Annotated in this window: 22 protein-coding genes; 10 read left to right on the top strand and 12 right to left on the bottom strand. The window is 33.9% G+C overall.

Going from position 1 to position 24,434, the window contains the following annotated elements:
- Nucleotides 1-657, bottom strand: coding sequence for a hypothetical protein (locus HMPREF3239_RS11200; protein WP_053030308.1), 657 nt, complete (start codon nucleotides 655-657; stop codon nucleotides 1-3).
- 182 nt (nucleotides 658-839) lie between these two features.
- Entirely contained in the window at nucleotides 840-1,415 is a 576-nt protein-coding gene (gene lepB, locus HMPREF3239_RS11195) for a signal peptidase I (RefSeq protein ID WP_053030309.1), read from the bottom strand.
- Between the two features lie 351 nt (nucleotides 1,416-1,766).
- On the opposite strand from lepB, the gene HMPREF3239_RS11190 reads away from it, so the two are divergent.
- From HMPREF3239_RS11190 to HMPREF3239_RS11170, 5 genes are all read left to right on the top strand, one after another.
- Complete coding sequence (locus HMPREF3239_RS11190; protein ID WP_053030310.1) at nucleotides 1,767-2,174, top strand: YxeA family protein; 408 nt, start codon at nucleotides 1,767-1,769, stop codon at nucleotides 2,172-2,174.
- A 23-nt stretch (nucleotides 2,175-2,197) separates the two neighbouring features.
- Complete coding sequence (locus HMPREF3239_RS11185) at nucleotides 2,198-2,956, top strand: ABC transporter ATP-binding protein (protein ID WP_053030311.1); 759 nt, start codon at nucleotides 2,198-2,200, stop codon at nucleotides 2,954-2,956.
- Nucleotides 2,946-4,829, top strand: a complete 1,884-nt coding sequence (locus HMPREF3239_RS11180; RefSeq protein WP_053030312.1) for an ABC transporter permease — start codon at nucleotides 2,946-2,948, stop codon at nucleotides 4,827-4,829. Before HMPREF3239_RS11185 ends, HMPREF3239_RS11180 begins: the two co-directional genes overlap by 11 nt.
- Nucleotides 4,830-4,855: 26 nt before the next feature.
- Nucleotides 4,856-5,050 carry a VraH family peptide resistance protein gene (locus HMPREF3239_RS11175; protein WP_053030313.1) on the top strand — a complete coding sequence of 65 codons (195 nt, stop codon included), beginning with the start codon at nucleotides 4,856-4,858 and terminating at the stop codon, nucleotides 5,048-5,050.
- A 412-nt stretch (nucleotides 5,051-5,462) separates the two neighbouring features.
- Nucleotides 5,463-9,116: a Spy0128 family protein gene (locus HMPREF3239_RS11170; RefSeq protein ID WP_070855657.1), complete on the top strand. Its 3,654-nt coding sequence runs from the start codon at nucleotides 5,463-5,465 to the stop codon at nucleotides 9,114-9,116.
- Between the two features lie 59 nt (nucleotides 9,117-9,175).
- On the opposite strand, the gene HMPREF3239_RS11165 is transcribed toward HMPREF3239_RS11170, so the two are convergent.
- The 10 genes from HMPREF3239_RS11165 to rpmH all read right to left on the bottom strand — a co-directional run bounded on the left by HMPREF3239_RS11165 (nucleotide 9,176) and on the right by rpmH (nucleotide 17,182).
- Complete coding sequence (locus HMPREF3239_RS11165; protein WP_053030315.1) at nucleotides 9,176-9,748, bottom strand: helix-turn-helix transcriptional regulator; 573 nt, start codon at nucleotides 9,746-9,748, stop codon at nucleotides 9,176-9,178.
- A gap of 260 nt (nucleotides 9,749-10,008) precedes the next feature.
- Nucleotides 10,009-10,545: a TetR/AcrR family transcriptional regulator gene (locus HMPREF3239_RS11160; protein WP_053030316.1), complete on the bottom strand. Its 537-nt coding sequence runs from the start codon at nucleotides 10,543-10,545 to the stop codon at nucleotides 10,009-10,011.
- Nucleotides 10,514-10,906, bottom strand: a complete 393-nt coding sequence (locus tag HMPREF3239_RS11155) for a DUF3147 family protein (RefSeq protein ID WP_053030317.1) — start codon at nucleotides 10,904-10,906, stop codon at nucleotides 10,514-10,516. Before HMPREF3239_RS11155 ends, HMPREF3239_RS11160 begins: the two co-directional genes overlap by 32 nt.
- Nucleotides 10,907-10,924: 18 nt before the next feature.
- Nucleotides 10,925-11,287, bottom strand: coding sequence for a DUF3147 family protein (locus HMPREF3239_RS11150; protein ID WP_053030318.1), 363 nt, complete (start codon nucleotides 11,285-11,287; stop codon nucleotides 10,925-10,927).
- A 157-nt stretch (nucleotides 11,288-11,444) separates the two neighbouring features.
- Entirely contained in the window at nucleotides 11,445-12,284 is an 840-nt protein-coding gene (noc, locus tag HMPREF3239_RS11145) for a nucleoid occlusion protein (RefSeq protein WP_053030319.1), read from the bottom strand.
- A gap of 45 nt (nucleotides 12,285-12,329) precedes the next feature.
- Nucleotides 12,330-13,052, bottom strand: coding sequence for a 16S rRNA (guanine(527)-N(7))-methyltransferase RsmG (gene rsmG / locus HMPREF3239_RS11140; RefSeq protein WP_053030320.1), 723 nt, complete (start codon nucleotides 13,050-13,052; stop codon nucleotides 12,330-12,332).
- Nucleotides 13,052-14,929, bottom strand: a complete 1,878-nt coding sequence (gene mnmG / locus HMPREF3239_RS11135) for a tRNA uridine-5-carboxymethylaminomethyl(34) synthesis enzyme MnmG (RefSeq protein WP_070855656.1) — start codon at nucleotides 14,927-14,929, stop codon at nucleotides 13,052-13,054. Before mnmG ends, rsmG begins: the two co-directional genes overlap by 1 nt.
- A 116-nt stretch (nucleotides 14,930-15,045) precedes the next feature.
- Complete coding sequence (gene mnmE / locus HMPREF3239_RS11130; RefSeq protein ID WP_070855655.1) at nucleotides 15,046-16,425, bottom strand: tRNA uridine-5-carboxymethylaminomethyl(34) synthesis GTPase MnmE; 1,380 nt, start codon at nucleotides 16,423-16,425, stop codon at nucleotides 15,046-15,048.
- 156 nt (nucleotides 16,426-16,581) lie between these two features.
- Complete coding sequence (gene rnpA / locus HMPREF3239_RS11125) at nucleotides 16,582-16,932, bottom strand: ribonuclease P protein component (protein ID WP_174841452.1); 351 nt, start codon at nucleotides 16,930-16,932, stop codon at nucleotides 16,582-16,584.
- A 112-nt stretch (nucleotides 16,933-17,044) separates the two neighbouring features.
- Nucleotides 17,045-17,182, bottom strand: coding sequence for a 50S ribosomal protein L34 (rpmH, locus tag HMPREF3239_RS11120; RefSeq protein WP_000240855.1), 138 nt, complete (start codon nucleotides 17,180-17,182; stop codon nucleotides 17,045-17,047).
- A 682-nt stretch (nucleotides 17,183-17,864) separates the two neighbouring features.
- Between rpmH and dnaA the strand changes: the two genes are divergently transcribed.
- The 5 genes from dnaA to gyrB all read left to right on the top strand — a co-directional run bounded on the left by dnaA (nucleotide 17,865) and on the right by gyrB (nucleotide 24,350).
- Complete coding sequence (dnaA, locus tag HMPREF3239_RS11115; RefSeq protein WP_053030324.1) at nucleotides 17,865-19,223, top strand: chromosomal replication initiator protein DnaA; 1,359 nt, start codon at nucleotides 17,865-17,867, stop codon at nucleotides 19,221-19,223.
- 300 nt (nucleotides 19,224-19,523) lie between these two features.
- On the top strand, nucleotides 19,524-20,657 hold the full coding sequence (gene dnaN / locus HMPREF3239_RS11110) for a DNA polymerase III subunit beta (protein ID WP_053030325.1): 1,134 nt from the start codon (nucleotides 19,524-19,526) through the stop codon (nucleotides 20,655-20,657).
- A gap of 394 nt (nucleotides 20,658-21,051) precedes the next feature.
- Entirely contained in the window at nucleotides 21,052-21,294 is a 243-nt protein-coding gene (gene yaaA / locus HMPREF3239_RS11105) for a S4 domain-containing protein YaaA (protein ID WP_174841934.1), read from the top strand.
- Nucleotides 21,291-22,406: a DNA replication/repair protein RecF gene (gene recF / locus HMPREF3239_RS11100; protein WP_053030327.1), complete on the top strand. Its 1,116-nt coding sequence runs from the start codon at nucleotides 21,291-21,293 to the stop codon at nucleotides 22,404-22,406. Before yaaA ends, recF begins: the two co-directional genes overlap by 4 nt.
- A 9-nt stretch (nucleotides 22,407-22,415) precedes the next feature.
- Nucleotides 22,416-24,350, top strand: a complete 1,935-nt coding sequence (gene gyrB, locus HMPREF3239_RS11095; protein WP_053030328.1) for a DNA topoisomerase (ATP-hydrolyzing) subunit B — start codon at nucleotides 22,416-22,418, stop codon at nucleotides 24,348-24,350.
- Nucleotides 24,351-24,434 lie beyond the last annotated feature (84 nt).

Below are 24,434 nucleotides of genomic sequence, written 5' to 3'. Positions count from 1 at the left end.
CTATCCTAATTTTTTTGCTAATACATATAAATAAATAAGCGCAACAATCCCTAAAATAAACGAATAATTCCAAACGAATAGTAAAAAGACATATTTTATCACAATTTTTATAGTTGCAAATATACAACCTATGCGATCTATGTCATCGATATAACTCGATTTATCAATAATTTTTCTGACAAAATGATCAACTACACACATAATGAATGGAAATAAAAGAAAATTTAAAATTAATATTACCCTACTCATTTGTACTTCTAACCAAGCTACATATAAGCAAAAAACTAAGATAGAAATAAAATATCTTCTTACCCATTCCTCCTTATTATCAAGTTTAAAAATATTCATAACTTTATTTTTAAGGTTAGTATTTACTTTGTTTGAACCCGCTCCAAACTGGCTATTATTTCCTTTATTATGTATATCACCAGTATTTACTGCATTGGAAGCTGCTCCAAATTGTACTGTAAACTCTTTTTCATCTTCTTTATTCTCAGTATCTTTATATTGCTGATTTCCTGCTCCAAATTGTTTTCTTAAATCACTAACATCTTTTTCATCATCTTTATTAATACTATCTTCTTTTAGGGTTTTTCCACAATTAGGGCAAAAACTTTGTAATCCATTTACTTTTTCTCCACAATCATTACATTTCAATATTAAATCATCACTTATATTTTAGATACTTTTTAATTTATAACTATATTTATTTATTTGTATATAATTTTAATAAAATAATTAGTTTTTGTCATCAAAGTATTAAAAAGCTCTCTTCAAAGTTATCATTTTTTAAATGGCTACTTTGAAGAGAGCTATATATTAACAATTTCTATTTTTATTTACTCGAATGTACCTGGGTTAAAGCCAGCTTCCCATTTATTAAATGGCCAATATCTTAATACAACTTTACCCACAAGTTGATCTTTATCTACTAAACCAACTTCAGCGAAACGGCTATCTATACTATTTTGTCTGTTATCACCTAAAACTAAATATTTATCTTTAGGGATTTTGTTCTTACCGTCAGCACCATTCACTTGGCTTGTCTTAAATGTACCAGTTAAATACTTACCTTGTTTGTGTTTCTTATTATAATCTAAATACGGCTCTGATACCTTTTTGTCATTCACATACAATTGATCACCTTTGTACTCTACTTTATCACCAGGCGTACCAATCACACGTTTAATAAAATCACGTTGTGCATCTTCATGGAAGACAACAACATCACCATTATCAATGTGATTCAATGTTTTAGAAATTTTACTTACAATCACTTTATTTCTATCTTGAAAAGTTGGATACATCGACGACCCTGATACTGTGTATGATGTGCCGATAAATTTTAATACAATACCTACAATTAAAAGTGCGCCACCAATGGCTACAATCCATTCAATTATCTCTTTTTTCAATTAAACCCCGCCTATCATCTTTTATAAACATAACTTACTTTATCACAAAATCATTGCAAAGTCGTTTCACTCATCTTTAAATCCGATAACGATATTACCCTCAAGTTCTTACTAAAGACACCGCATGCTATCATGAGGTCTTCTCTAACATATTGTTAGCCTCATCGTAACAAACCTCTTAGAACATTACTATTCAAGTTATCACATTTAAGTGTGCCTTCTCACTTTTATTTTCAAAAATAAAGTCAATCTTTCATATTCGTAAGAAATAACAGCGACTTTGTAAGGTTAGATAAAGGCAGTACTGACGCAATCTTCCTACAATTATAAGTGTAATAGAAATAAGGAGTGATGATATTGAAAACCTTAAGAAATACAGTCATTGCAGTCATTACTATTGCAATTGTCTTAATTGGAGGATTATTTGGATTAGATGCCTATTCCAATCAACACCCTAACAATCATGCAGTCAATGATTGGAATAAATTGAACCCCGTAGCACCAACATATAACTATTATGTTAAGACACAAAAACCATCAAACGTAGAAGTCGTTGATAAGGAAAAAGACTTCTATATCTACCATTACAACCAAACAGGTTACACCAAAGACGGTAAAGCTAAAAAGATTGATTATACAGCATCTAAAAAATTAAAAACGAATCATTACCTAGTTGTAAGTGAGAAATCTCACACTATTACATCTTATGAAGAAATCAAACAATCAGAAATTCCAACTCAAGCAAAAGAAAAATTATAAAACGAACAAGGAGTGCGATGGACATGCCAATTTTAAACGTCAATCATTTATCAAAAGTATATGGAAATAAACAAAAATATAAAGCGCTAAACGACATTAACTTTTCAGTGGACAAAGGAGAATTCGTCGCCATAATGGGCCCTTCTGGTTCAGGAAAGACGACGTTACTCAACGTCATTAGTTCGATCGATAGTATTTCTGGAGGAACTGTCGAAGTAAGTGGCAATGAAATTAATAAGCTAAAGGACAAACAATTAGCACAATTTCGCAAAAAAGAACTCGGATTTATCTTCCAAGATTACAGTGTGTTACCGACATTAACCGTAAAAGAAAATATCATGTTGCCGTTATCTGTTCAAAAAGTGAATAAAGATGAAATGGAACACAATTATAAAGAAGTAACGGAAGCCCTCGGTATTTATGATTTAAGTAATAAATATCCAAGTGAAATATCAGGTGGTCAACAACAACGTACAGCAGCAGCACGTGCTTTCGTTCATAAACCATCGATTATCTTTGCGGATGAACCAACTGGCGCACTTGATTCGAAAAGTGCGCAAGACTTACTCAATCGTCTTGAAGAAATGAATGCACAATTCGATAGTACTATTATTATGGTAACCCATGATCCATCCGCTGCAAGCTTTGCACAGCGTGTCATTATGTTGAAAGATGGACATATTCATTCAGAAATCCACCAAGAACATAAGTCAAAACGTGAATTTTATGATGAAATTATCAAATTACAGTCTGCCTTAGGTGGTGTCGCAAATGACATTTAATCAGATTACACTCAAAAATTTAAAAAGTAATTTTAAAAATTATGCACTATATCTCTTTTCATTAATCTTTAGTATTATTTTATACTTTAGCTTTGTCACTTTGCAGTATACGCATAGTATCAATAACGGTGGTTCTCCAAAAGTGATACAAGAGGGTGCTAAAGTAGGCGCAGTGTTCCTATTTATTACAATTATCATTTTCTTAATGTATGCGAACCAATTGTTTATTAAACGTCGAACACGTGAATTTGCATTATTTCAACTCATCGGTTTAACACGACAAAATATTTTACGAATGCTAGCAATTGAACAGCTTACTTTCTTTATTTTCACAGGTATCATAGGTATTTTAGTAGGCATTGTTGGTTCCGAACTTTTACTTAATATTCTAGTGAAAATGATGCACCTGAAAGTAGACGTGTCGATAGGATTTGAATTACCTGCATTAATTCAAACAATAGTAATGCTTGTACTCGCATTTATCTTGATTATGTTTCAGAACTACCTTTTTCTAAAAAGAAGAACGATACTGTCTATGATGAAAGATAGTACAAAATCAGAAGCGACTAAATCAAAAATTACTGTTCCTGAACTTATTGCCGGTATTCTAGGCATTGTCATGATTATCTTAGGCTATTACATCTCCACTGAAATGTTTGGCAAATTCCAAGGATTAACGATGGCCTTAGTAACACCTTTTCTCATTTTATTTCTAACTGTTGTAGGGGCGTATCTATTCTTTAGAAGTTCAGTATCTATCATATTTAAATCTCTGAAAAAATCAAAACATGGTCGTGTTTCAATTACAGATGTTGTATTTACATCATCTATTATGCACCGCATGAAGAAAAATGCGATGTCACTAACAATTATCGCGATTATTTCAGCAATAACGGTAACGATTCTATGTTTTGGTGCAATTAGTAAAGCCAATACGGATTATATGATTCAAACATCATCTCCTCAAGACATTAACTTTACTAAATCGCAATCAGCTCAAAAATATGAGCAATTATTAAAACAACATCATATTCAATATGACACTATAACATTAGAGGGAAGTAATACGAAACTGCTCAAAAATGATGTGTTAAAAAGTAAAACATCTAACGGTATACAAAATGCTGGTGTCATTGTTATGTCAGATGCGCAAATCAAAGGTAACCATGCTACAATTACGAACACACAAGGTCCACTGTCAGGTATGGTAAGTGTTCATACAGATAATGATATGACACTTCAAGGCCAACAGAAAGTGACATTACTTGTAAATCAAAATAATGACAATGAAGTCATCCCATCAAATGTGTCTATAGGTGGTCCCGTATTAAAAGTGAGTCCAGACGTTTACAATAAATTGAAACTGAAAGATCAATTATTACATCATTATGGTTTCGATATTAAACAGCACCAAGACATATCAAAAGCGGAAAAATTAGCTAAAAAAGTGAGTCCAACTGTAGCGCTGAAAAGCGATACAAAACAAATGCTTGATGAAAGTAACGGTATTTTAATGTTTGTGACTTCATTCTTAGGACTAGCATTCCTAATCGCAGCTGGATGCATTATTTATATTAAACAAATGGACGAAACTGAAGATGAAATTAACAATTACCGTATCTTAAGACGTATCGGTTTCACACATACTGATATGACGAAAGGTTTGGCCTTAAAGATATTATTCAACTTTGGTTTACCTTTAATTATTGCGTTACTACACGCCTTATTTGCAGCACTAGTATTTATGAAACTGATGGGAGAATTTTCTCCAACACCAATTATCATTGTGATGATTGTGTATTCACTTGTGTATCTTATCTTTGCTGTGATATCGTTTGTTCACGCAAATCGAATTGTAAAACACGCTATATAATAATTAAGAAGAAAGGATGTTTTTAAATGAATATTAAAGAATTAATTCGTAAATCTTATGAGGATTTATTAAGTTTAAAAGTCAACTGGTTTAATGGCCTAATGTTAGTACTTATCGTCTTTGTCTTGAGTAGTATTGCAACACCATTTATTGGAGTGCCGGTAGGCTTACTTGGTGGCGGTTATCTCTTGAAACGTTATGAAGAAAAACAAGACAACTGATAGTCAATTGCAAAGTAGATTGGAATGGGAGTGGGACATAAATAATATGATGGTGCTATTTTGCAAATTCGCAGTAGCTGACTGAACTGAAAATGCGCTTAAACCGAGCTTTTCTCAGTTCTAGTCATCCTTGCGGGCGGGGCCCCAGCAAAGAGAACTTCATCAAGAAATCTACAAGCAAAGCAAGCTGGGAGTCGGGGCCCCAACACAAAGAAATCACGAAAGTGATTTTACAAGCAAAGCAAGTTGGGGTGACGACGAATTTAAAAAGAATTCTGTCCCACTCCCTACTCCTTTTTGCTATGTATTTTAATAATTATAACCTTTTTGTTTTAATATTGTTTTTTATTTTATATATTTTATAATTAAATTAACAGATATATTTAATTCATCTAAGAAAGGACATCAAGAAATGCAATTTAAAACTAAGTATCGTTTCTCTATTCGAAAGTTTTCAATAGGAACAGGCTCCGTTTTATTAGGTGCCTTTTTATTTGTAGGCTTTCAGGATGTAGCTCATGCGAGTGAATTACATAATAGTACGTTACAAACGGATACGACTTCCAATCCTCAATCTTTTGAAAGCAAAGTCAATCATTCAACAGATGAAGTCGTACGTAATACAGCTTCACCATCTCATTCTGATCCCCTAAACAATACAGAAAAGATAACAAAAACAGAAACTCAGTCTCAAACAACTAGTAAAACGACTAATCCTGATAAAGAAAAAGCAAACGCGCAAGCAATTACCGCTTCACCTCAATTAAAAGAAAAAACTTCACATACTCGTTCACGTCGTTCTGCAACGTCACCAATTGCTTCAGAAGGCGTTTTAGAGGATACAACGACAACTGCAACACCTAATATGGATGATGCTAATGGCGCATCGGTTAAAAGTAGGGATGTTGTCATTCCACAACCTAAAGATTCAAATACAATTCCAACACCAAATGTCGTATTTGAAAAAAATTCTGATCCAAATCAATATACATTTGCGATAACAGACCTTAAAGCTTTTAATGCTGCCTATCATACAAAGTATTATTATCGTTTATCTAAACCTTTCGACGACTCTAATGACGTAACGATTGAGTTAGTTAACGGTGAGACAAATTCTGTAGTAGAAACAAAACAAATTAATTCACCTGGCATTGTATCTATTGGTGAAAATTCTTTAGAAAGAGCAGTAGCTGCTCAAAATCCTCAAAAAGCGAAATATGTTCATATCAATTTCACTTTCTTAAATACATTAGACTCATTCAAAAATACGGTTTCAACAATTAGAGCACGTTTTGAAATAGATGAAAATGGTAGCTTAGAAGATCAACGTAGCGGCATACAAATTTACGATTTATTTAACCGAGCGAACGAAGGAACAACCATTACTGATCCACAATATTATGTGCCTCATATTGTTCCTGAAACGACCTATTATCGTGTTGTTAATAAAAACAACCCTACATATCAAGCAAATAAGACTAATATCAATGCGCAAACATATCAACCAGATTTCACTGAAAAGGAGTTAGCACATTATACAATTAAAGGAATGGATGGACAAATCTATACCGCTTCAAATTCACGTGAATTTGAAGGTTACAAATTATATCAAATTGCTGAGCCTGATCATATGTCTGGCCCAATGGTGCGCCCATATCAAGTTGGGTTAAGATATGTGGATGCTGAAACGAATAATGGCGGCGTCAAACGTATAAAAGAAATTATTGGAGAAGATGGTACTACACGTATCGAAATTTGGACTTTATCAGCCGACCATATGTCTGAATCTGCTAAAAACACAGGTATTGATACGACAAATTATGTCAAAGTGTATGAAGCAACGTTAAGACCTGGCGAAAGAAATAAAAATGATTTAGGTAAACAAATTTTTATACCTGGATATGATATTCCATTCCTTGTACAGCCAGCAAGTGCAGGTGAAGGTGCTGTAGGTAACCTTTTTGCACCTAATCAATCAATAAATGGTGTACAAGTTGGACGCGGCAGTAACTTCCGTTTACAAAACTTATTAGCTAAAGCACATCCAATTATCTATTATTACACAGCAATCGACCCTGTTGAGGTTACATTAAAAGCAAACAAAGTAGTTAAAGGGGAACATACGCTAGCGCAAGGTGAATTCACTTTCAATATTGTAGCTGGTCCTAATTCACCAGCTATTCCAGAGGCTTCGCAATCAAAAACAAATGCAGCAGATGGTTCAGTTACATTTGATAAGATTTCATTTACCAAACCAGGTACTTATACCTATACAATTACAGAAAATAAAACTAATCTCAATCCGAATTTTGATGCTGAACCATTAACGATTACAGCAACTGTTACAGTAACCGAAGAAAATGGTGTCTTAAATGCAAATGTGAGTTATGCATATGAGTCAGACACTGATAATAACCAAGCATTTACTAACTATTATGTAGCACCTAAGCAATTAGACTTTGATGTTCATTTTACAAAATCATTAGTTGGTCGTCCGTTAAATAATGAAGAGTTTCAATTCACTATGAAAAATGCTGACGGCGAAGTTATCGCTACAGGTACAAATAATGCGACAGGTCAAATTAACTTCAACTTTATTGAAGGTAAACGTCCAACTTATACGAATGTCGATGCTGGTAAAACCTTCACATATACTGTTGAAGAAGTTCCTAGTAACTTACCGAATATCAATAGTGATTCTATGAAAGCAATTGTAACTGTAAATGTAACTAAAGATTTACACGTACTTACAGCAACATCACTCGCACCAGCGGATACTGAATTTAACAATACATTTGTTCCACCAACACCACCAACACCTGTATTCCAACCTGAAAAATTTGATTTATCAGTGGAAAAATATGACATTACAGGCAACAAATTATTAGATGATGATAATGAATTAGCGAATAAATATGCAGATACTAATGTGAATCCTTATGCAGATCAAACAACTAATAATGAACCAGAAAACATAAATACTAAAACACTTAATCGTGGGAATAAAATTGTATATCAAGTTTGGTTAGATACAACGCACTTAACACCAGAGAATAAAATTAATAAATTAGGCATTACTGATGACTATGATGAAACAAGCGTAGCTGTTCAAAGTATTAAGGTATATGACGGTATCACTGGACAAGACGTTACAAACTTATTTGACATTACAGATGAGAATGGTGTCATCACAGCCACGTCTAAAGAAAGTTTAGTAAAAGATCATGTCTTAGATAATACACAAATCCCGTTTGGACGTTATTACAAATTAGATATTGTCGGCGTTATTAAAGACAGTGCTAAAGCTAACAAAGACATCACTAACGTAGCGAATCAGTCTGTTCAATTCTTTAACCCAGCCAAAGGTGGTAATGAAGTCCCACCTCCTAAACCATCAGAAAAACGTGTAAACAAGGTAAAACCTGTACCAGTAAACTTTGAATTCAAAGTGACTAAAAAATTGGAAGGTGGTCAACTTAAAGGTGGAGATTATACCTTCATCTTAACTGATTTAAACAACCCTAATCACCAAGTACAATTAGCAACAAATGATGCGAATGGTAAAGTGAATTTCTTGCCAATTAAATTTAATAAAGTAGGCACTTACGTTTACCAAATCACTGAAAAAGTGGGAACAGACACAAATATTGCTTACGATACAATGTCTATCACAGCAACAGTGGTCGTTACTGAAAATCCGGAAACTGGTAATTTACAAGCAACTGTAACTTACTTCAGTTCAGGCGGTAAATCAGTCGGAGTAAATGATACTGAGTTTAACAATACTGTTAAACCACCAGTACCACCAACACCAAGCAAACCACCACATAACCCACCTAAAACACCGGGTAAACCTCCTGTTAACCCGCCAGGTAACCCACCTGAAAAACCAGGAGTACCACCGACACATCACGTGCCACCAACTCCTGAACAACCAAATCAACCGAAACACTTACCAAAAACTGGTAGCGGAGATGTTAATATTAACACACCATTATTAGCCACATTATTTGCAAGTTTAGGTAGCGTATTATTGTTCGGTAGAAAAAGAAAATGTAATAAATAATCAATTTTAATTACTAAAGACCTAAGAAGCAATTGCGCTTCTTAGGTCTTTTTCATTGATTATGGTAAAAATTTAAATGATAAATAAATACTCAACCAACATATGATTACAAATGCGCCTACTACAAAGACAAATGATAAGATGCTCGTAATGAGATTACGTGTTTTACTTGTCTGAACTTCATTAGGATCTTGACCATTCATAAATGCAACGATTCGATCGTAATTATCCATACCGTGCTTGTATTTAATTTTGTCGATTTGCGTACTACTATAAAAACCTACAGAAAAAATGACATAGGTAATCGCAACGCCCCACCAACTCAAATAAAATAAAAGTGGTCCTATTAAAACACATGCTAATAACATCCAAACCAACATCATCCACGTCCAAAAATCCATGTCTTTTTTAATAGTTTCATGTTCCATACGTTTCACGTCTCCTTTGACAAGATCATCTAATGAAACATTAAATAAATTACACATCATTAATAAATTATGGATATCTGGATAACTTCTTTCATTTTCCCAATTAGAAATCGTTTGTCTTGAAACATATAATTTTTCAGCTAGGTACTCTTGAGAATAATTTTCTTTTTCTCTATATTTTCGAATTTGTTGACCGATTTCCATCATCCATAACTCCTTAACCATTTAGATTAATCTTGCCTAGAATAGAAGCAAGATCGAAATGAATAATCGTATCTCACTTCAACTCCATAGAAACGTCTCTGTATATAAAAAACTACCAAATTTCTTTGACAATCACATCTTTTTCATTGTCAAAATCCTTTTACATGCTGTAATATCAACATTTACAAGACTTCCTGACGTCTAAAAAAAGGAGCTGCGCTATTTATTAAAACGCAGTTCCTCTTTGCTATAAGCCATTATTAATTAAACGATTTTAAAATAACATCAAGCATCTTTTTAATATAGGCTTCATCTAAAGTTTCAGGTTTAATTAAAATATTGAAATAAATAGGTGAGAAAATTAAATCAATAAATAAATCTTGGTCCGCTTCTTTGATATGTTGTGCGATAATCGATTTTAATACTTTTCGGTTACTTTTAAAATAACCTTTCATAAATAACTCACGTGCATCATTTTGTTGATTACTAATCAATATCTCAATTACCGCTCGTCCAAGATTCGTTTTATAAATTTCCATTATTTTTATTAAATATTGATATAATCCCGTATATAAATCTTTATTATCATTTTCGAAAATCTGTGTTCTACTTACAAACATATCTACAATAATAGATGACTTATCTTTCCAACGACGGTAAATCGTCGCTTTGGAAACGCCTGTATTTTCAGATAGTTGATCAATTGTAATTTCTCTAAAATGCGTCTTAGTTAACAATTTATCTATTTCATTAAAGATTTTATAATTAATTGTCGGATCTTTCGGTCTTCCAGCCATGTTTTCCCCTTCTTAAATGCGAAATAATTTCAACGATTTCAAATATAATTACTGCACTTACAAACCACGCAATAAAGCCAACAACAATGCTTAATAGCCATTGATTTGTATAATAAAGCATCCCCCATGTTGCTAATATACTAATTAACACGCCAGTCATACCAAACACTGCACCTCTACTTACGTGTTTAGCAATGACATCACCATGTTGCATACCTGTGATAAATAATGAAACTAAGAATACTGCCGGTAATGTCGCAAAGACACCACCTAGCTCTTTCCAAGGTAATATTACAGAAATAATATAACTGAGTGTAACCGCTAATCCCCCAACAAGGAATTTGATTAATGCTAATTTCATTACAAAAGCCTCCAATGATTAATTCATATGTCTAACGACAAACATGCCAATTGAAATGACAAGCCAACATATCAATGCAAAGCCTGTACCTCTTTTATAATCTCTTTTACTAATATAAAGAGAAGTTAGAAAGACAGTAACAATGCACGATATAATACCAATAATCGCACCAGAACTAAGATGAATTGACATTTGCACGAGTTGATTACCACGATGATCTATCGCAAGCGCTATGATTGCAGCTAAGTAGACTGCCGGCATAGTAGCGATAATACCACCCATTTTACCGCCGACTTTCTCGGCCATAATAGATGCAAATGCTACTGCAAGACCTCCAATAACAAAATGAAGAATAGCACTAGAAACGGAGATTCCAAACACATTAAACCCTTCTTCTTTAATTATTAAACGATACGTTTCGTTTAATAATATTGTAAAACTATTTCAGTATAATGTAAATGGCGTACGAAATAAAACTAATTTTCAAATTTTTATAAAAAAATCTCCTTTCAGACACTGCCTAAAAGGAGATTTTTCACTATCTTTTATAAATTTTTATCTTAATTTCATAATAATCATCATGATCTTTATCACGTTGTTCTACACGTATACCAGATTGTTCAATTGCTTGAACGCTCTTTCCAACTTCATCACGTGCCTGTGTTAAATCTTTGGAGAATTGGAAAGATTGGGCTTTAACCTTTTCAGGTCCAATTTTTTGTTTAACACGTGCTTCTGTTTGTTTAACGTTTAACTTTTGATTGATGACTTGTTCAATGAGTTGTTCTTGATCTTCTTCTTTAAGAGATAAGACTGCTCGAGCATGACGCTCTGTAATCTTACCTTCTCTTAAACGACTGATGACTTTAGGTGCTAACTTCAGTAAACGCAACTTGTTCGCAATAAAACTCTGACTTTTGCCTAAACTTTTAGCTAATTCACTTTGCGTAGTTCCACCAATTTCAAGCAGTTTTTTATATGCTTCCGCTTCTTCGACTGCAGATAAATTTTCACGCTGAATATTCTCAATTAAAGCAACAACAGCAGTTTCTTCATCATTCATATGACGAATAATGACATCGGCTTGTGCTTTATGCAAGGATTGTAACGCTCTGAAACGGCGTTCACCTGCGATGATTTCATACATATTTTCTTCAATTGGTCGCACGACAATCGGTTGCAATAGCCCATGTTCATCAATGGATTCCGCAAGTTCTGTAATTTTACTTGAGTCAAACACCTGTCTTGGTTGATAACGGTTAGGTACAATACGCTCAATTTGAATGGATTCGACGCTAGAATTGCGATCTTCTTCAATGTATCCAACGATGTCATCTTTATTTTTCAATCCAAATAATTTTGAAAAAGGTTTTTTCATTATCCATTCACTCCTCTTAAAATTAATTTTAACATGTAAGTGCTATTAATTTTCTAGTAAAGGAGATTTATTAGGCGTACCAGGTTTTCTAGGATATTTTTTAGATGTTTGACGACGTTTATCAATTATAATCATTTGTCGTTCTCCAGCATCTTCAGGTAAATCGAAAGTGTAAGAATCACTAAAGACGCCACCTAATATACTAATCCCAAATTGCGCTTCTTCTAATTCTTCTTCTCCTTTAGAAGACTTCAATGCGATGAAATGGCCACCCTTTTTAACTAAAGGCAAGCATAATTCACTTAGCACTGTAAGTCTGGCTACTGCACGTGCGGTTACAACATCATATGTTTCTCTATTAACGCCTTTGCCGAATGTTTCAGCTCGATCATGCACAAAGCTAACTTGTGTTAAGCCGAGTTCGGCAGCTAAATGATTTAAAAATTGGATACGCTTATTTAGTGAATCTACAATCGTCACTTTCAACTCAGGGTATACAATTTTCAACGGAATACTTGGGAAACCAGCACCCGCGCCAACATCACAAATGGCTAAGGGCTGATTAAAATCATAATAAAAGCTTGGTGTAATAGAATCATAGAAATGTTTCAAATAAACTTCATGTTCATCTGTAATACTAGTGAGATTCATTTTCTCATTCCACTCAACAAGTAGACGATAATATGTCTGAAATTGTTCTTTTTGTTTATCTGACAACTCAATTCCATGTTCACTTAATTCTTTAGCTAGCCATTCTACGCCACTCATTAATTTTTCACCCTTTGCAATTTACCTTGTTCTAAATAAACAAGTAAGATTGAAATGTCTGCTGGGTTAACACCAGAGATTCGTGATGCCTGTGCAATATTCAATGGTTTAACTTCAGCTAATTTTTCACGTGCTTCAGTCGCTAAACTATCAACTTTACTATAATCTAAGTCTTCAGGAATTTTTTTCGCTTCCATACGTTTAACTTTCTCAACTTGTTGTAATGATTTATTGATATAACCTTCATATTTCGTTTGAATTTCAACTTGCTCTTCAACCGCTTCAGGTAATTGATGCGTTTCTTCTAAGATTTCTAAAATCGTATCATAAGTCATCTCTGGACGTCGTAATAAATCAATCGCCAATATACCATCTTTAAGACGTGAACCACCATGTGCTTCAATAACAGATTGCGTATGTTCATTTGGTTTAATGCGAATATTAGTTAGACGTTCAACTTCATCTTGAATTTGTTGGCGCTTTTCATTAAAGCGTGCATAGCGTTCTTCAGAAATCATACCTAATTCATAACCCATATCTGTTAAACGTAGATCGGCATTATCATGACGTAATAGCAATCTATATTCAGCACGAGAAGTTAATAAACGATACGGTTCATTTGTACCTTTCGTAACTAAATCGTCAATTAACACACCGATGTATGCATCTGAACGGCTTAAGATTTTTTCTCCTGTCCCTAACACTTTACCCGCTGCGTTGATTCCCGCCATAATACCTTGTCCAGCCGCTTCTTCATATCCTGATGTACCATTAATTTGACCGGCTGTATATAAGTTTTTAATCATTTTAGTTTCTAATGTTGGCCATAATTGCGTTGGTACAATGGCATCATATTCAATCGCATAACCGGCACGCATCATGTCGGCCTTTTCAAGACCAGGAATTGTTTCTAACATTTGACGTTGCACATGTTCTGGCAAGCTTGTTGAAAGTCCTTGAACGTATACTTCATTCGTATGACGACCTTCAGGCTCTAAGAAAAGTTGATGTCTAGGTTTATCGTTGAAACGGACAAATTTATCTTCAATTGATGGACAATAACGTGGACCTGTCCCTTTAATCATACCTGAATACATGGCTGATAAGTGTAAGTTATCATCGATGACTTTATGTGTACGATCATTTGTATACGTCAACCAACATGGTAATTGATCAAGTATATATTCTGTAGTTTCAAAGCTAAATGCACGACCTACCTCATCACCTGGTTGAATTTCAGTTTGAGAGTAGTCGATTGTTTTTGCATTCACACGTGGTGGTGTACCCGTTTTAAAACGTACAACTTCAAAGCCTAATTCTCTTAAATTATCAGCTAACGTAATAGATGGAAGTTGGTGGTTTGGACCACTTGAATATTTCATATTACCTAAAATAATTTCACCACGTAAAAACGTACCTGTAGCAATTACAACCGCTTGTGCACGATATTCAGTGCCGATATTTGTACGCACACCTTTAACTTCATCATCTTCAATGATTAATTCGTCTACCATACCTTGCATGATATCTAAATTATCTTCATCTTCAATTACACGTTTCATTTCTTGTTGGTACAATACTTTATCGGCTTGCGCACGTAATGCACGTACAGCTGGGCCTTTACCAGTATTTAACATACGCATTTGGATATGCGTTTTATCAATTGCTTTTGCCATTTGGCCACCTAATGCGTCAATTTCACGAACGACAATACCTTTAGCTGGACCACCTACTGATGGATTACATGGCATAAAGGCAATGTTGTCTAAATTAATTGTTAACATTAGCGTTTTGGCACCACGTCTTGCAGATGCTAAACCTGCTTCAATTCCTGCATGCCCAGCACCAATGACAATTACATCATATTCTTGAACCACCTGATTGACCTCCTTTAAATTTCCTTTTTCTATATTTTATTACTAAGACTTCCTACCGTCTTAATTTGTTTAATGTTTATTATTTCGTTCTCGAATGGCTATGATCTGCAATTTCATTATTTTCCTAAACAGAACTGACTAAATAATTGGTCAATTAATTCATCACTTGCGGATTCACCAATAATCTCACCTAATAGTTCCCATGTACGCGTTAAATCAATTTGAACCATGTCCATAGGAATACCAGATTCCGCTGCCTCAATCGCATCTTGAATTGCATTTCTAGCTTGTTTCAATAGAGAAATATGTCTTGAATTAGATACATATGTCATATCTTGGTTTTGAACATCGCCACCAAAGAATAAATCACGTATTTGTAATTCTAGTTGATCGATGCCTTCTTGTTTAAGCATAGAGGTTTGAATAAGTGGCGTATCACCAATCATTTCTTTAACTTCATCTATATCTAAATGTTGTTCTAAATCTGTTTTATTTACAATGACAATAGCATCTTCATTTTTGATAACTTCATATAAAGTACGATCCTCTTGTGTTAAAGGTTCGTTATTATTTAAGACAAATAAGATTAAATCTGCTTCGCTTAAGGCTTTTCGTGAACGTTCAACACCAATCTTTTCAACGATATCTTCAGTGTCACGAATGCCCGCAGTGTCTACCAATCTTAAAGGTACACCTCTGACATTAACGTATTCTTCTAAGACGTCACGCGTCGTACCTGCAACTTCAGTTACAATCGCTTTATTATCTTGAATAAGATTATTTAACATTGATGATTTCCCTACATTTGGTTTACCAACAATTACTGTTGAAAGACCTTCTCTCATAATCTTACCTTGTGTCCCAGTTTCTAATAGAAGGTTAATTTCGTTTTTAATTTTTTTAGATTGTTCTAATAAGAACTCTGTTGTAGCATCTTCAACATCGTCATATTCAGGATAATCAATGTTCACTTCTACTTGCGCGAGAATTTCTAAAATGGATTGTCGTTGTCGTTTAATTAAGTCGCTGAGACGCCCTTCAATTTGATTCATAGCAACTTTAGAAGCACGATCTGTTTTAGAACGAATAAAGTCCATAACAGCTTCAGCTTGAGATAAATCAATTCGTCCGTTTAAGAATGCACGCTTAGTATATTCACCCGGCTCTGCCATTCTAGCACCATACGTCATTGTTAGTTCTAATATACGATTAATGGTTAAAATACCACCGTGACAATTAATTTCAATAATATCCTCACGGGTAAATGTTCTTGGTGCTCTCAACACAGATATCATAACTTCTTCAACAATTTCATTTGTTTCTGGATCGACGATATGACCATAGTTAATCGTATGGGAATCTACATCTTCTAATTTTTTCTTTCCTTTATATAGTTTATCTCCAATTTCAACGGCTTGCGGTCCAGATAAACGGACAATACCAATTGCACCTTCACCCATTGGCGTTGAAATACTAGTAATTGTATCGAAATCCATGATTATCCTCGCCTCCTTATTCAAGTAAAATTTCATTATAACATTGTAATTTGTTTCTATTAAAATTGCTAACAAGTTGATTGATTGTTGTAAAGGTAAGGCTCCTGTTTGTCTGACGTCAGACTGACGGTAGTCTTAACATCTCCCCTACCCTGCTTATTTAATCCTTTTATTAAACACTTTCGCAATTTTAAGTACATGTTCTAAGCTACCTTGAATTTCAAGTGTAGACATGTCTTTAGCTGGTTGCCTAGCGATAACGATAATGTCACGTGCGATGATATCTTCTTTATGAACTTTGAAATTTTCTCTAATCGCACGTTTAATTCTGTTTCGAGTCACTGCATTACCTAACTTTTTAGATACGCTAATTCCTAATCGGAAATGATCTTTATTACTATTATAGGTATAAACAACAAACTGTCTATTTGCTACCGATTTGCCTCTTTTATAAATGGTTTGGAAATCAGTATTCTTTTTTATACGGTAAGCTTTCTCCACGTTCACATCACTCGCTTATATTATTCTTTGCCATTCTATTTTATGTTCGTTCTGATATAGCGTGTCCCAATTTATACCTATTGAAACGAAAAAAAAGACCACTGAGAAGTCAGTGATCTTATGCTGATAAAACTTTACGGCCTTTACGACGACGACGTGCTAAAACTTTACGGCCATTTTTAGTGCTCATACGTTTTCTGAAACCATGAACTTTACTATGTTTACGTTTATTTGGTTGATAAGTACGTTTTACCATGCAAAACACCTCCATCTACATATTTATCCAGCTCACTCGCTCTTGTAGTGATCCTGATTATTTTAATAGATAAATTATACTTTCTGATATCAGAATTCTTGTTTTAATTCAATTTTATCTAGTCATAATTCAAGCAACTACTACAATATAACAAATTACTATTTATAAAGCAAGCAGCATTTGCAGTAAGATACTAATTTTTTAGTAAACTTTGTCACAAAATCATTTTTTAATATTTATACATTTTGCGCCGAGTCTATAGTACTTTCGTTATTCATTTTAAATACATCTTTATAAATTATTTCCCAAGTCTGTTATAATACATGGTGCTTTTATTTCAAAAATTATCCACTTATACACAGATGACCATTCAATAATTGTGGATAATATAACCATTATTAACAGATTTATACCTAATTTAACAACATATTCACACCTATTTGACATCTCTCTTGGTTAAAAAGTATAATTGTGTGGATAAGTCGTCTAATTCATTATTTTAACAGGATTTATTTATTGATTTTATATACGTTTTTAGTGTGAATAAATCATAGCATATATAAAGTTATCCACCGAATGTTATTAACTTGTGGATAATTATTAACATGCTGTGATTATTTTTATCCACTTGTCTAAATGTCTGTGTATAAGTCTTAAATTTAAAGAAGATGGAGTTTATTATATGTCAGAACAAGAAATTTGGAAAAAAGTATTAGACGTTGCTGAATCAGAAATATCTAAATCGACATTTAATACTTTTTTGAAAGATACGGAGCTTAAAGAAATTCGTGATAACGTTGCGATTATTTTCGTAATACATGAATTTTATGCAGAATGGTTAAATTCTAACTATAAAGAAGTTATTCAAACAATTATGAAAGATGTTATTGGTTTTGAAGTTGAACCCAAATTTTTCACTGCTGAACAATTAGCAGAACTTGATGAAGAGAGTCGTAAAGCCAAATCACCAAGCAGCGAACCTCAGCGTCACATCATTGAGGATGTTCATGAAGGTACAGATCAATTTAATACACACAATACATTTGATACGTTCGTTATTGGACCTGGTAACAGATTTCCACATGCAGCAAGTCTTGCAGTTGCTGAAGCACCAGCCCAAGCATACAATCCTCTATTTATTTATGGTGGTGTTGGTCTTGGTAAAACGCACCTTATGCATGCGATTGGTCATCATGTTCTCAGTAATCAACCAAATGCTAAAGTGCTATACACTTCAAGTGAAAAATTCACAAATGACTTCATTAAATCAATTCGTAACAATGAACCTGAAGCTTTTAGAGAGAAATATAGAAACATTGACGTGTTACTGATTGACGATATTCAATTCATTCAAAATAAAGAACAAACGCAAGAGGAGTTCTTCCACACATTTAATGAATTACATCAAAATAAGAAGCAAATTGTCATTTCAAGTGACCGCCCACCTAAAGAAATCGCTAAATTAGAGGACCGTTTACGTTCTCGATTTGAATGGGGCTTAATCGTTGATATTACGCCTCCTGATTATGAAACACGTATGGCAATTCTTCAGAAAAAAATCGAAGAAGAAAATTTAGAAATTCCAGCTGAAGCATTAAATTATATTGCTAATCAAATTCAATCAAACATTCGTGAATTAGAAGGTGCACTCACGCGTTTACTTGCCTATTCGAAGCTTCAAGGCAGACCGATTACAACTGAATTAGCAGCAGAAGCACTTAAAGATATTATTCAAGTTCCTAAATCTAAAAAAATTACAATTCAAGATATTCAGAAAGTCGTTGGGCATTATTATAACGTTCGTATTGAAGATTTTAGTGCGAAAAAACGTACCAAATCAATTGCGTATCCTCGTCAAATCGCTATGTATCTATCAAGGGAACTTACTGATTTCTCATTACCTAAGATTGGTGAAGAATTCGGTGGTCGCGATCATACAACGGTTATTCATGCACACGAGAAAATCGCAAAGGATATCAAAGCAGATCCAATTTTTAAACAAGAAGTAGAAGATTTAGAAAAAGAAATTCGCAATCAATAATGTAAACATTCGAAACTGTTATACAACAGATTACGACGTTTAAGCGTGGGAAATAATGTAAATGGTCTGTTACCTTGAATGAAGCGCCAATAAGTCTGACAAGTGAGCAAGATGATTTTGTTAGCAATTGTGGATAATGTTAAAAAGTAATACACAGCATCAACAGTTTATCCACATGTGTATAACTTTGGCACATAAGGATTTTCTTAACATATCCACTAATCCACAAGCCCTACTACTATTACTATGAATTTAAAACCTATATAATTATATATAAACGACTGGAAGGAGTTTAAATTAATGATGGAATTCACAATTAGAAGAGATTATTTTATTAATCAATTAAATGACACATTAAAAGCCATCTCACCAAGAACAACATTACCGATTTTAACAGGTATCAAAATCGATGCTAAAGACAACGAGGTCATTCTTACTGGTTCAGATTCTGAGATATCTATTGAAATTACAATCCCTAAACAAGTTGATGGTGAGGATATTGTCACTATTTCTGAAACAGGTTCAGTCGTGCTTCCTGGTCGTTTCTTCGTAGATATTATTAAAAAATTACCAGGTAAAGACGTAAAATTATCAACAAACGAACAATTCCAAACACTGATTACATCTGGACATTCAGAATTTAACTTAAGTGGTTTAGATCCTGATCAATATCCATTATTACCTCAAGTATCACGTGATGACGCCATTCAATTATCAGTAAAAGTCTTAAAAAATATCATTGCACAAACAAATTTCGCAGTGTCCACCTCAGAAACACGCCCAGTACTTACTGGTGTGAACTGGCTTATACAAGATAATGAATTAATATGCACTGCGACTGATTCACACCGCTTAGCTGTAAGAAAATTGAAGTTGGAAGATGAGTCAGAAAACAAAAATGTCATCATTCCAGGTAAAGCTTTATCAGAATTGAATAAAATTATGAGTGATAGTGATGAAGAAATCGATATTTTCTTCGCTTCAAACCAAGTATTATTTAAAGTTGGTAATGTAAACTTTATTTCTCGTTTATTAGAAGGTCATTATCCAGATACGACACGTCTATTCCCAGAGAATTATGAAATTAAATTAGGTTTAGACAACGGTGAATTCTATCACGCAATTGATCGTGCTTCTTTATTAGCACGAGAAGGTGGTAACAATGTTATTAAGTTGAGCACAGGTAATGACGTTGTAGAATTATCATCAACATCACCTGAAATCGGTACTGTAAAAGAAGAAGTGACAGCAACTGATGTGGAAGGTGGCAACTTGAAGATTTCATTCAACTCTCGTTATATGATGGATGCGCTGAAAGCAATTGATAATGATGAAGTTGAAGTAGAATTCTTTGGTACGATGAAACCATTCATTCTTAAACCAAAAGCAGATGACTCTGTTACGCAATTAATTTTACCAATTAGAACATATTAGTTTTAGAGGGCCATACCCTCAACATCAAAAAATTAGGAGTTAGACAATGCATTCTTAAAGAATGTTGTCTAACTCCTTTTTAAAATACATAATAAGCACATTCAGCCTTCAATATAGATGTTAATCTTAAAAACTAGTGGATAACTCTAAACAACTTCTTTTTACGCAAAAATGGCCCTTAAAATTAAAAATAGGGCTATATGAGTAATGAAATCATTTTTAACGCCTTTGGTTATTCAAAAAAAGCCGCTTCAATTTGAAAAATATAGGCAATTTTCCTTCAAAATCTAAATATGTATAAAGATATTGTGAAGTAAACGGTTTCACATTCCATTTTAAATGAAATTTAAACCTAAAAAAGGTATAATATATTAATGACACATAAAGAAACGGAGTGATTATTTTGGTTCAAGAAGTAGTGGTTGAAGGCGATATTACGTTAGGCCAGTTTCTTAAAACTGAAGGCATTATAGAATCAGGTGGCCAAGCTAAATGGTTCTTACAAGATTATGAAGTTTTAATTAATGGTGAACGCGAAACACGTCGTGGTAAAAAGCTAGCCAACCAAGATCGAATTGATTTCCCTGATATCCCTGAAATTGATTCTGTAATCATTATTCATCAAGGTGAACAATGAAACTTAAAACACTCCAATTAGAGAATTATCGTAACTATGAAGAAGTTACGCTTGAATGTCATCCTGATGTGAATATTCTGATCGGAGAAAATGCACAAGGGAAGACGAATTTACTTGAATCAATTTACACATTAGCTTTAGCTAAAAGTCATCGCACATCGAATGACAAGGAGCTTATACGGTTTAACTCAGAGTATGCTAAAATAGAGGGTGTACTAAATTATAGACATGGAACGATGCCATTAACGATGTTTATAACTAAAAAAGGTAAACAAGTAAAAGTGAACCACTTAGAACAAAGTCGACTAACGCAGTATGTTGGACATCTTAACGTGGTTCTTTTTGCGCCAGAAGACTTAAATATTGTCAAAGGTGCACCACAGATACGAAGACGGTTCATTGATATGGAATTAGGTCAAATCTCTGCAGTTTATCTAAATGACTTGGCTCAATATCAACGTATTCTTAAACAGAAGAATAACTACTTAAAGCAGTTGCAACTTGGTCATAAACAAGACACTACGATGTTAGAAGTCTTAAACCAACAATTTGCGCAATATGCATTGAATGTAACGTTGAGACGAGCACATTTCATCAAAGAATTAGAATCATTGGCTAAACCGATTCATGCTGGTATCACTAATGACAGAGAAACGTTATCGTTGACTTATTTACCAAGTATAAAACTCAGTGATATGGATAAAGATGCGCAAGCGTTATTAGACGAAGTGATTACACTGTTAAATGACAACATTAAGCGTGAAATGGAACGTGGCGTTTGTTTATTTGGCCCGCATAGAGATGATTTAGGCTTTAATGTAAATGATATGGATGCGCAAACATATGGGTCTCAAGGACAACAACGTACGACCGCATTATCCATTAAACTAGCAGAAATAGAGTTAATGAACATTGAAGTTGGAGAATATCCAATCTTACTACTAGATGATGTGTTAAGCGAATTAGATGATTCTCGACAAACACATTTACTAAGCACGATTCAACATAAAGTACAAACCTTTGTAACGACAACATCCGTAGACGGCATAGACCATGAGATTATGAACAATGCTAAGCTTTATCGAATCAATCAAGGTGAAATTATAAAGTAATAGAAAGTGATGGTGAATACATTGTCAGATGTAAACAACACAGATAACTATGGTGCTGGACAGATACAGGTATTAGAAGGGTTAGAAGCCGTTCGTAAAAGACCTGGTATGTATATAGGTTCAACTTCAGAGAGAGGTTTGCACCACTTAGTATGGGAAATCGTGGATAACAGTATCGACGAGGCACTTGCTGGTTATGCAGATCAAATTGAAGTAATTATTGAAAAAGACAATTGGATTAAAGTAACTGACAATGGTCGAGGTATTCCTGTTGATATTCAAGAAAAAATGGGTCGTCCAGCAGTTGAAGTTATCTTAACTGTACTACATGCTGGTGGTAAATTCGGCGGTGGCGGTTATAAAGTATCTGGCGGTCTACATGGTGTAGGCTCTTCAGTTGTTAACGCATTGTCTGAAGATTTAGAGGTATACGTTCATCGTAACGATACAATCTATCATCAAGCATATAAAAAAGGTGTACCACAATTTGATCTTAAAGAAGTAGGTAGCACTGATAAAACAGGTACAGTGATTCGCTTTAAAGCAGATGGCGAAATATTCACTGAAACAACCGTTTATGACTATGAAACACTTCAAAAACGTATTAGAGAGCTGGCATTCTTAAACAAAGGTATTTCAATCACTTTAAGAGATGAACGTGAAGATGAAGAACAACGTGAAGATACATATCATTATGAAGGCGGTATTAAATCTTACGTTGAATTACTAAATGAAAATAAAGAGCCAATTCATGAAGAGCCGATTTATATTCACCAAACTAAAGATGATGTAGAAATTGAAATCGCTATGCAGTATAACAGTGGTTATGCAACGAACTTATTATCTTATGCGAACAATATTCATACGTATGAAGGTGGTACGCATGAAGATGGCTTTAAACGTGCATTAACACGTATATTAAATAGTTACGGCACACAAAGTAAAATCATTAAAGATGACAAAGAAAGATTGTCTGGTGAAGATACACGTGAAGGTTTAACAGCTGTCGTATCAATTAAACATGGTGATCCTCAATTCGAAGGACAAACAAAGACGAAATTAGGTAACTCTGAAGTACGTCAAATTGTTGATAGATTGTTTGCTGAACATTTTGAACGTTTCTTATACGAACATCCAAATGTTGCGCGTATTGTTGTGGAAAAAGGAATCATGGCATCACGTGCACGTGTTGCAGCTAAAAAAGCGCGTGAAGTAACACGCCGTAAATCAGCTTTAGAAATTTCAAGCTTACCAGGTAAACTTGCCGATTGTTCAAGTAAGAAACCTGAAGAAAGTGAAATCTTCCTAGTAGAGGGTGACTCTGCCGGGGGGTCTACAAAAGAAGGTCGTGACTCTAAAACACAAGCAATCTTGCCATTAAGAGGTAAAATCTTAAACGTTGAAAAAGCACGTCTAGACCGTATTCTAAATAACAATGAAATACGTCAAATGATTACAGCCTTTGGTACTGGTATTGGCGGCGAGTTCGATATCACTAAAGCACGTTATCATAAAATTGTAATTATGACAGATGCTGATGTCGATGGTGCACATATTAGAACGCTACTACTAACGTTCTTCTATCGTTTCATGAGACCATTAATTGAAGCGGGATATGTATATATCGCACAACCACCATTGTACAAATTGGCACAAGGTAAACAAAAATATTATGTATTTAACGATCGTGAACTTGATAAATTAAAATCAGAATTAAGTCCTACGCCTAAATGGCAAATTTCACGTTATAAAGGTTTAGGAGAAATGAATGCGGATCAATTATGGGAAACGACAATGAATCCTGAAAACCGTATGATGTTACAAGTTAAATTAGATGATGCGATTGAAGCGGACCAAACGTTTGAAATGTTAATGGGTGATGTCGTTGAAAATCGCAGACAATTTATCGAAGACAATGCAGTATATGCAAACCTAGATTTCTAAATTAGCGTGAACGAATGAACATGTTGAAGACTGTATAGCGAATGGCTTGCAGTCTTGCTATTTTAAGTGAATTGATTATAGAAG

The sequence above is a fragment of the Staphylococcus sp. HMSC34C02 genome (assembly GCF_001838705.1).
In the GTDB taxonomy this organism is placed as follows: Bacteria; Bacillota; Bacilli; order Staphylococcales; family Staphylococcaceae; genus Staphylococcus; species Staphylococcus borealis.
Note: the sequence above shows the minus strand (reverse complement) of the source record. Positions and strands in the feature narration are given on the sequence as shown.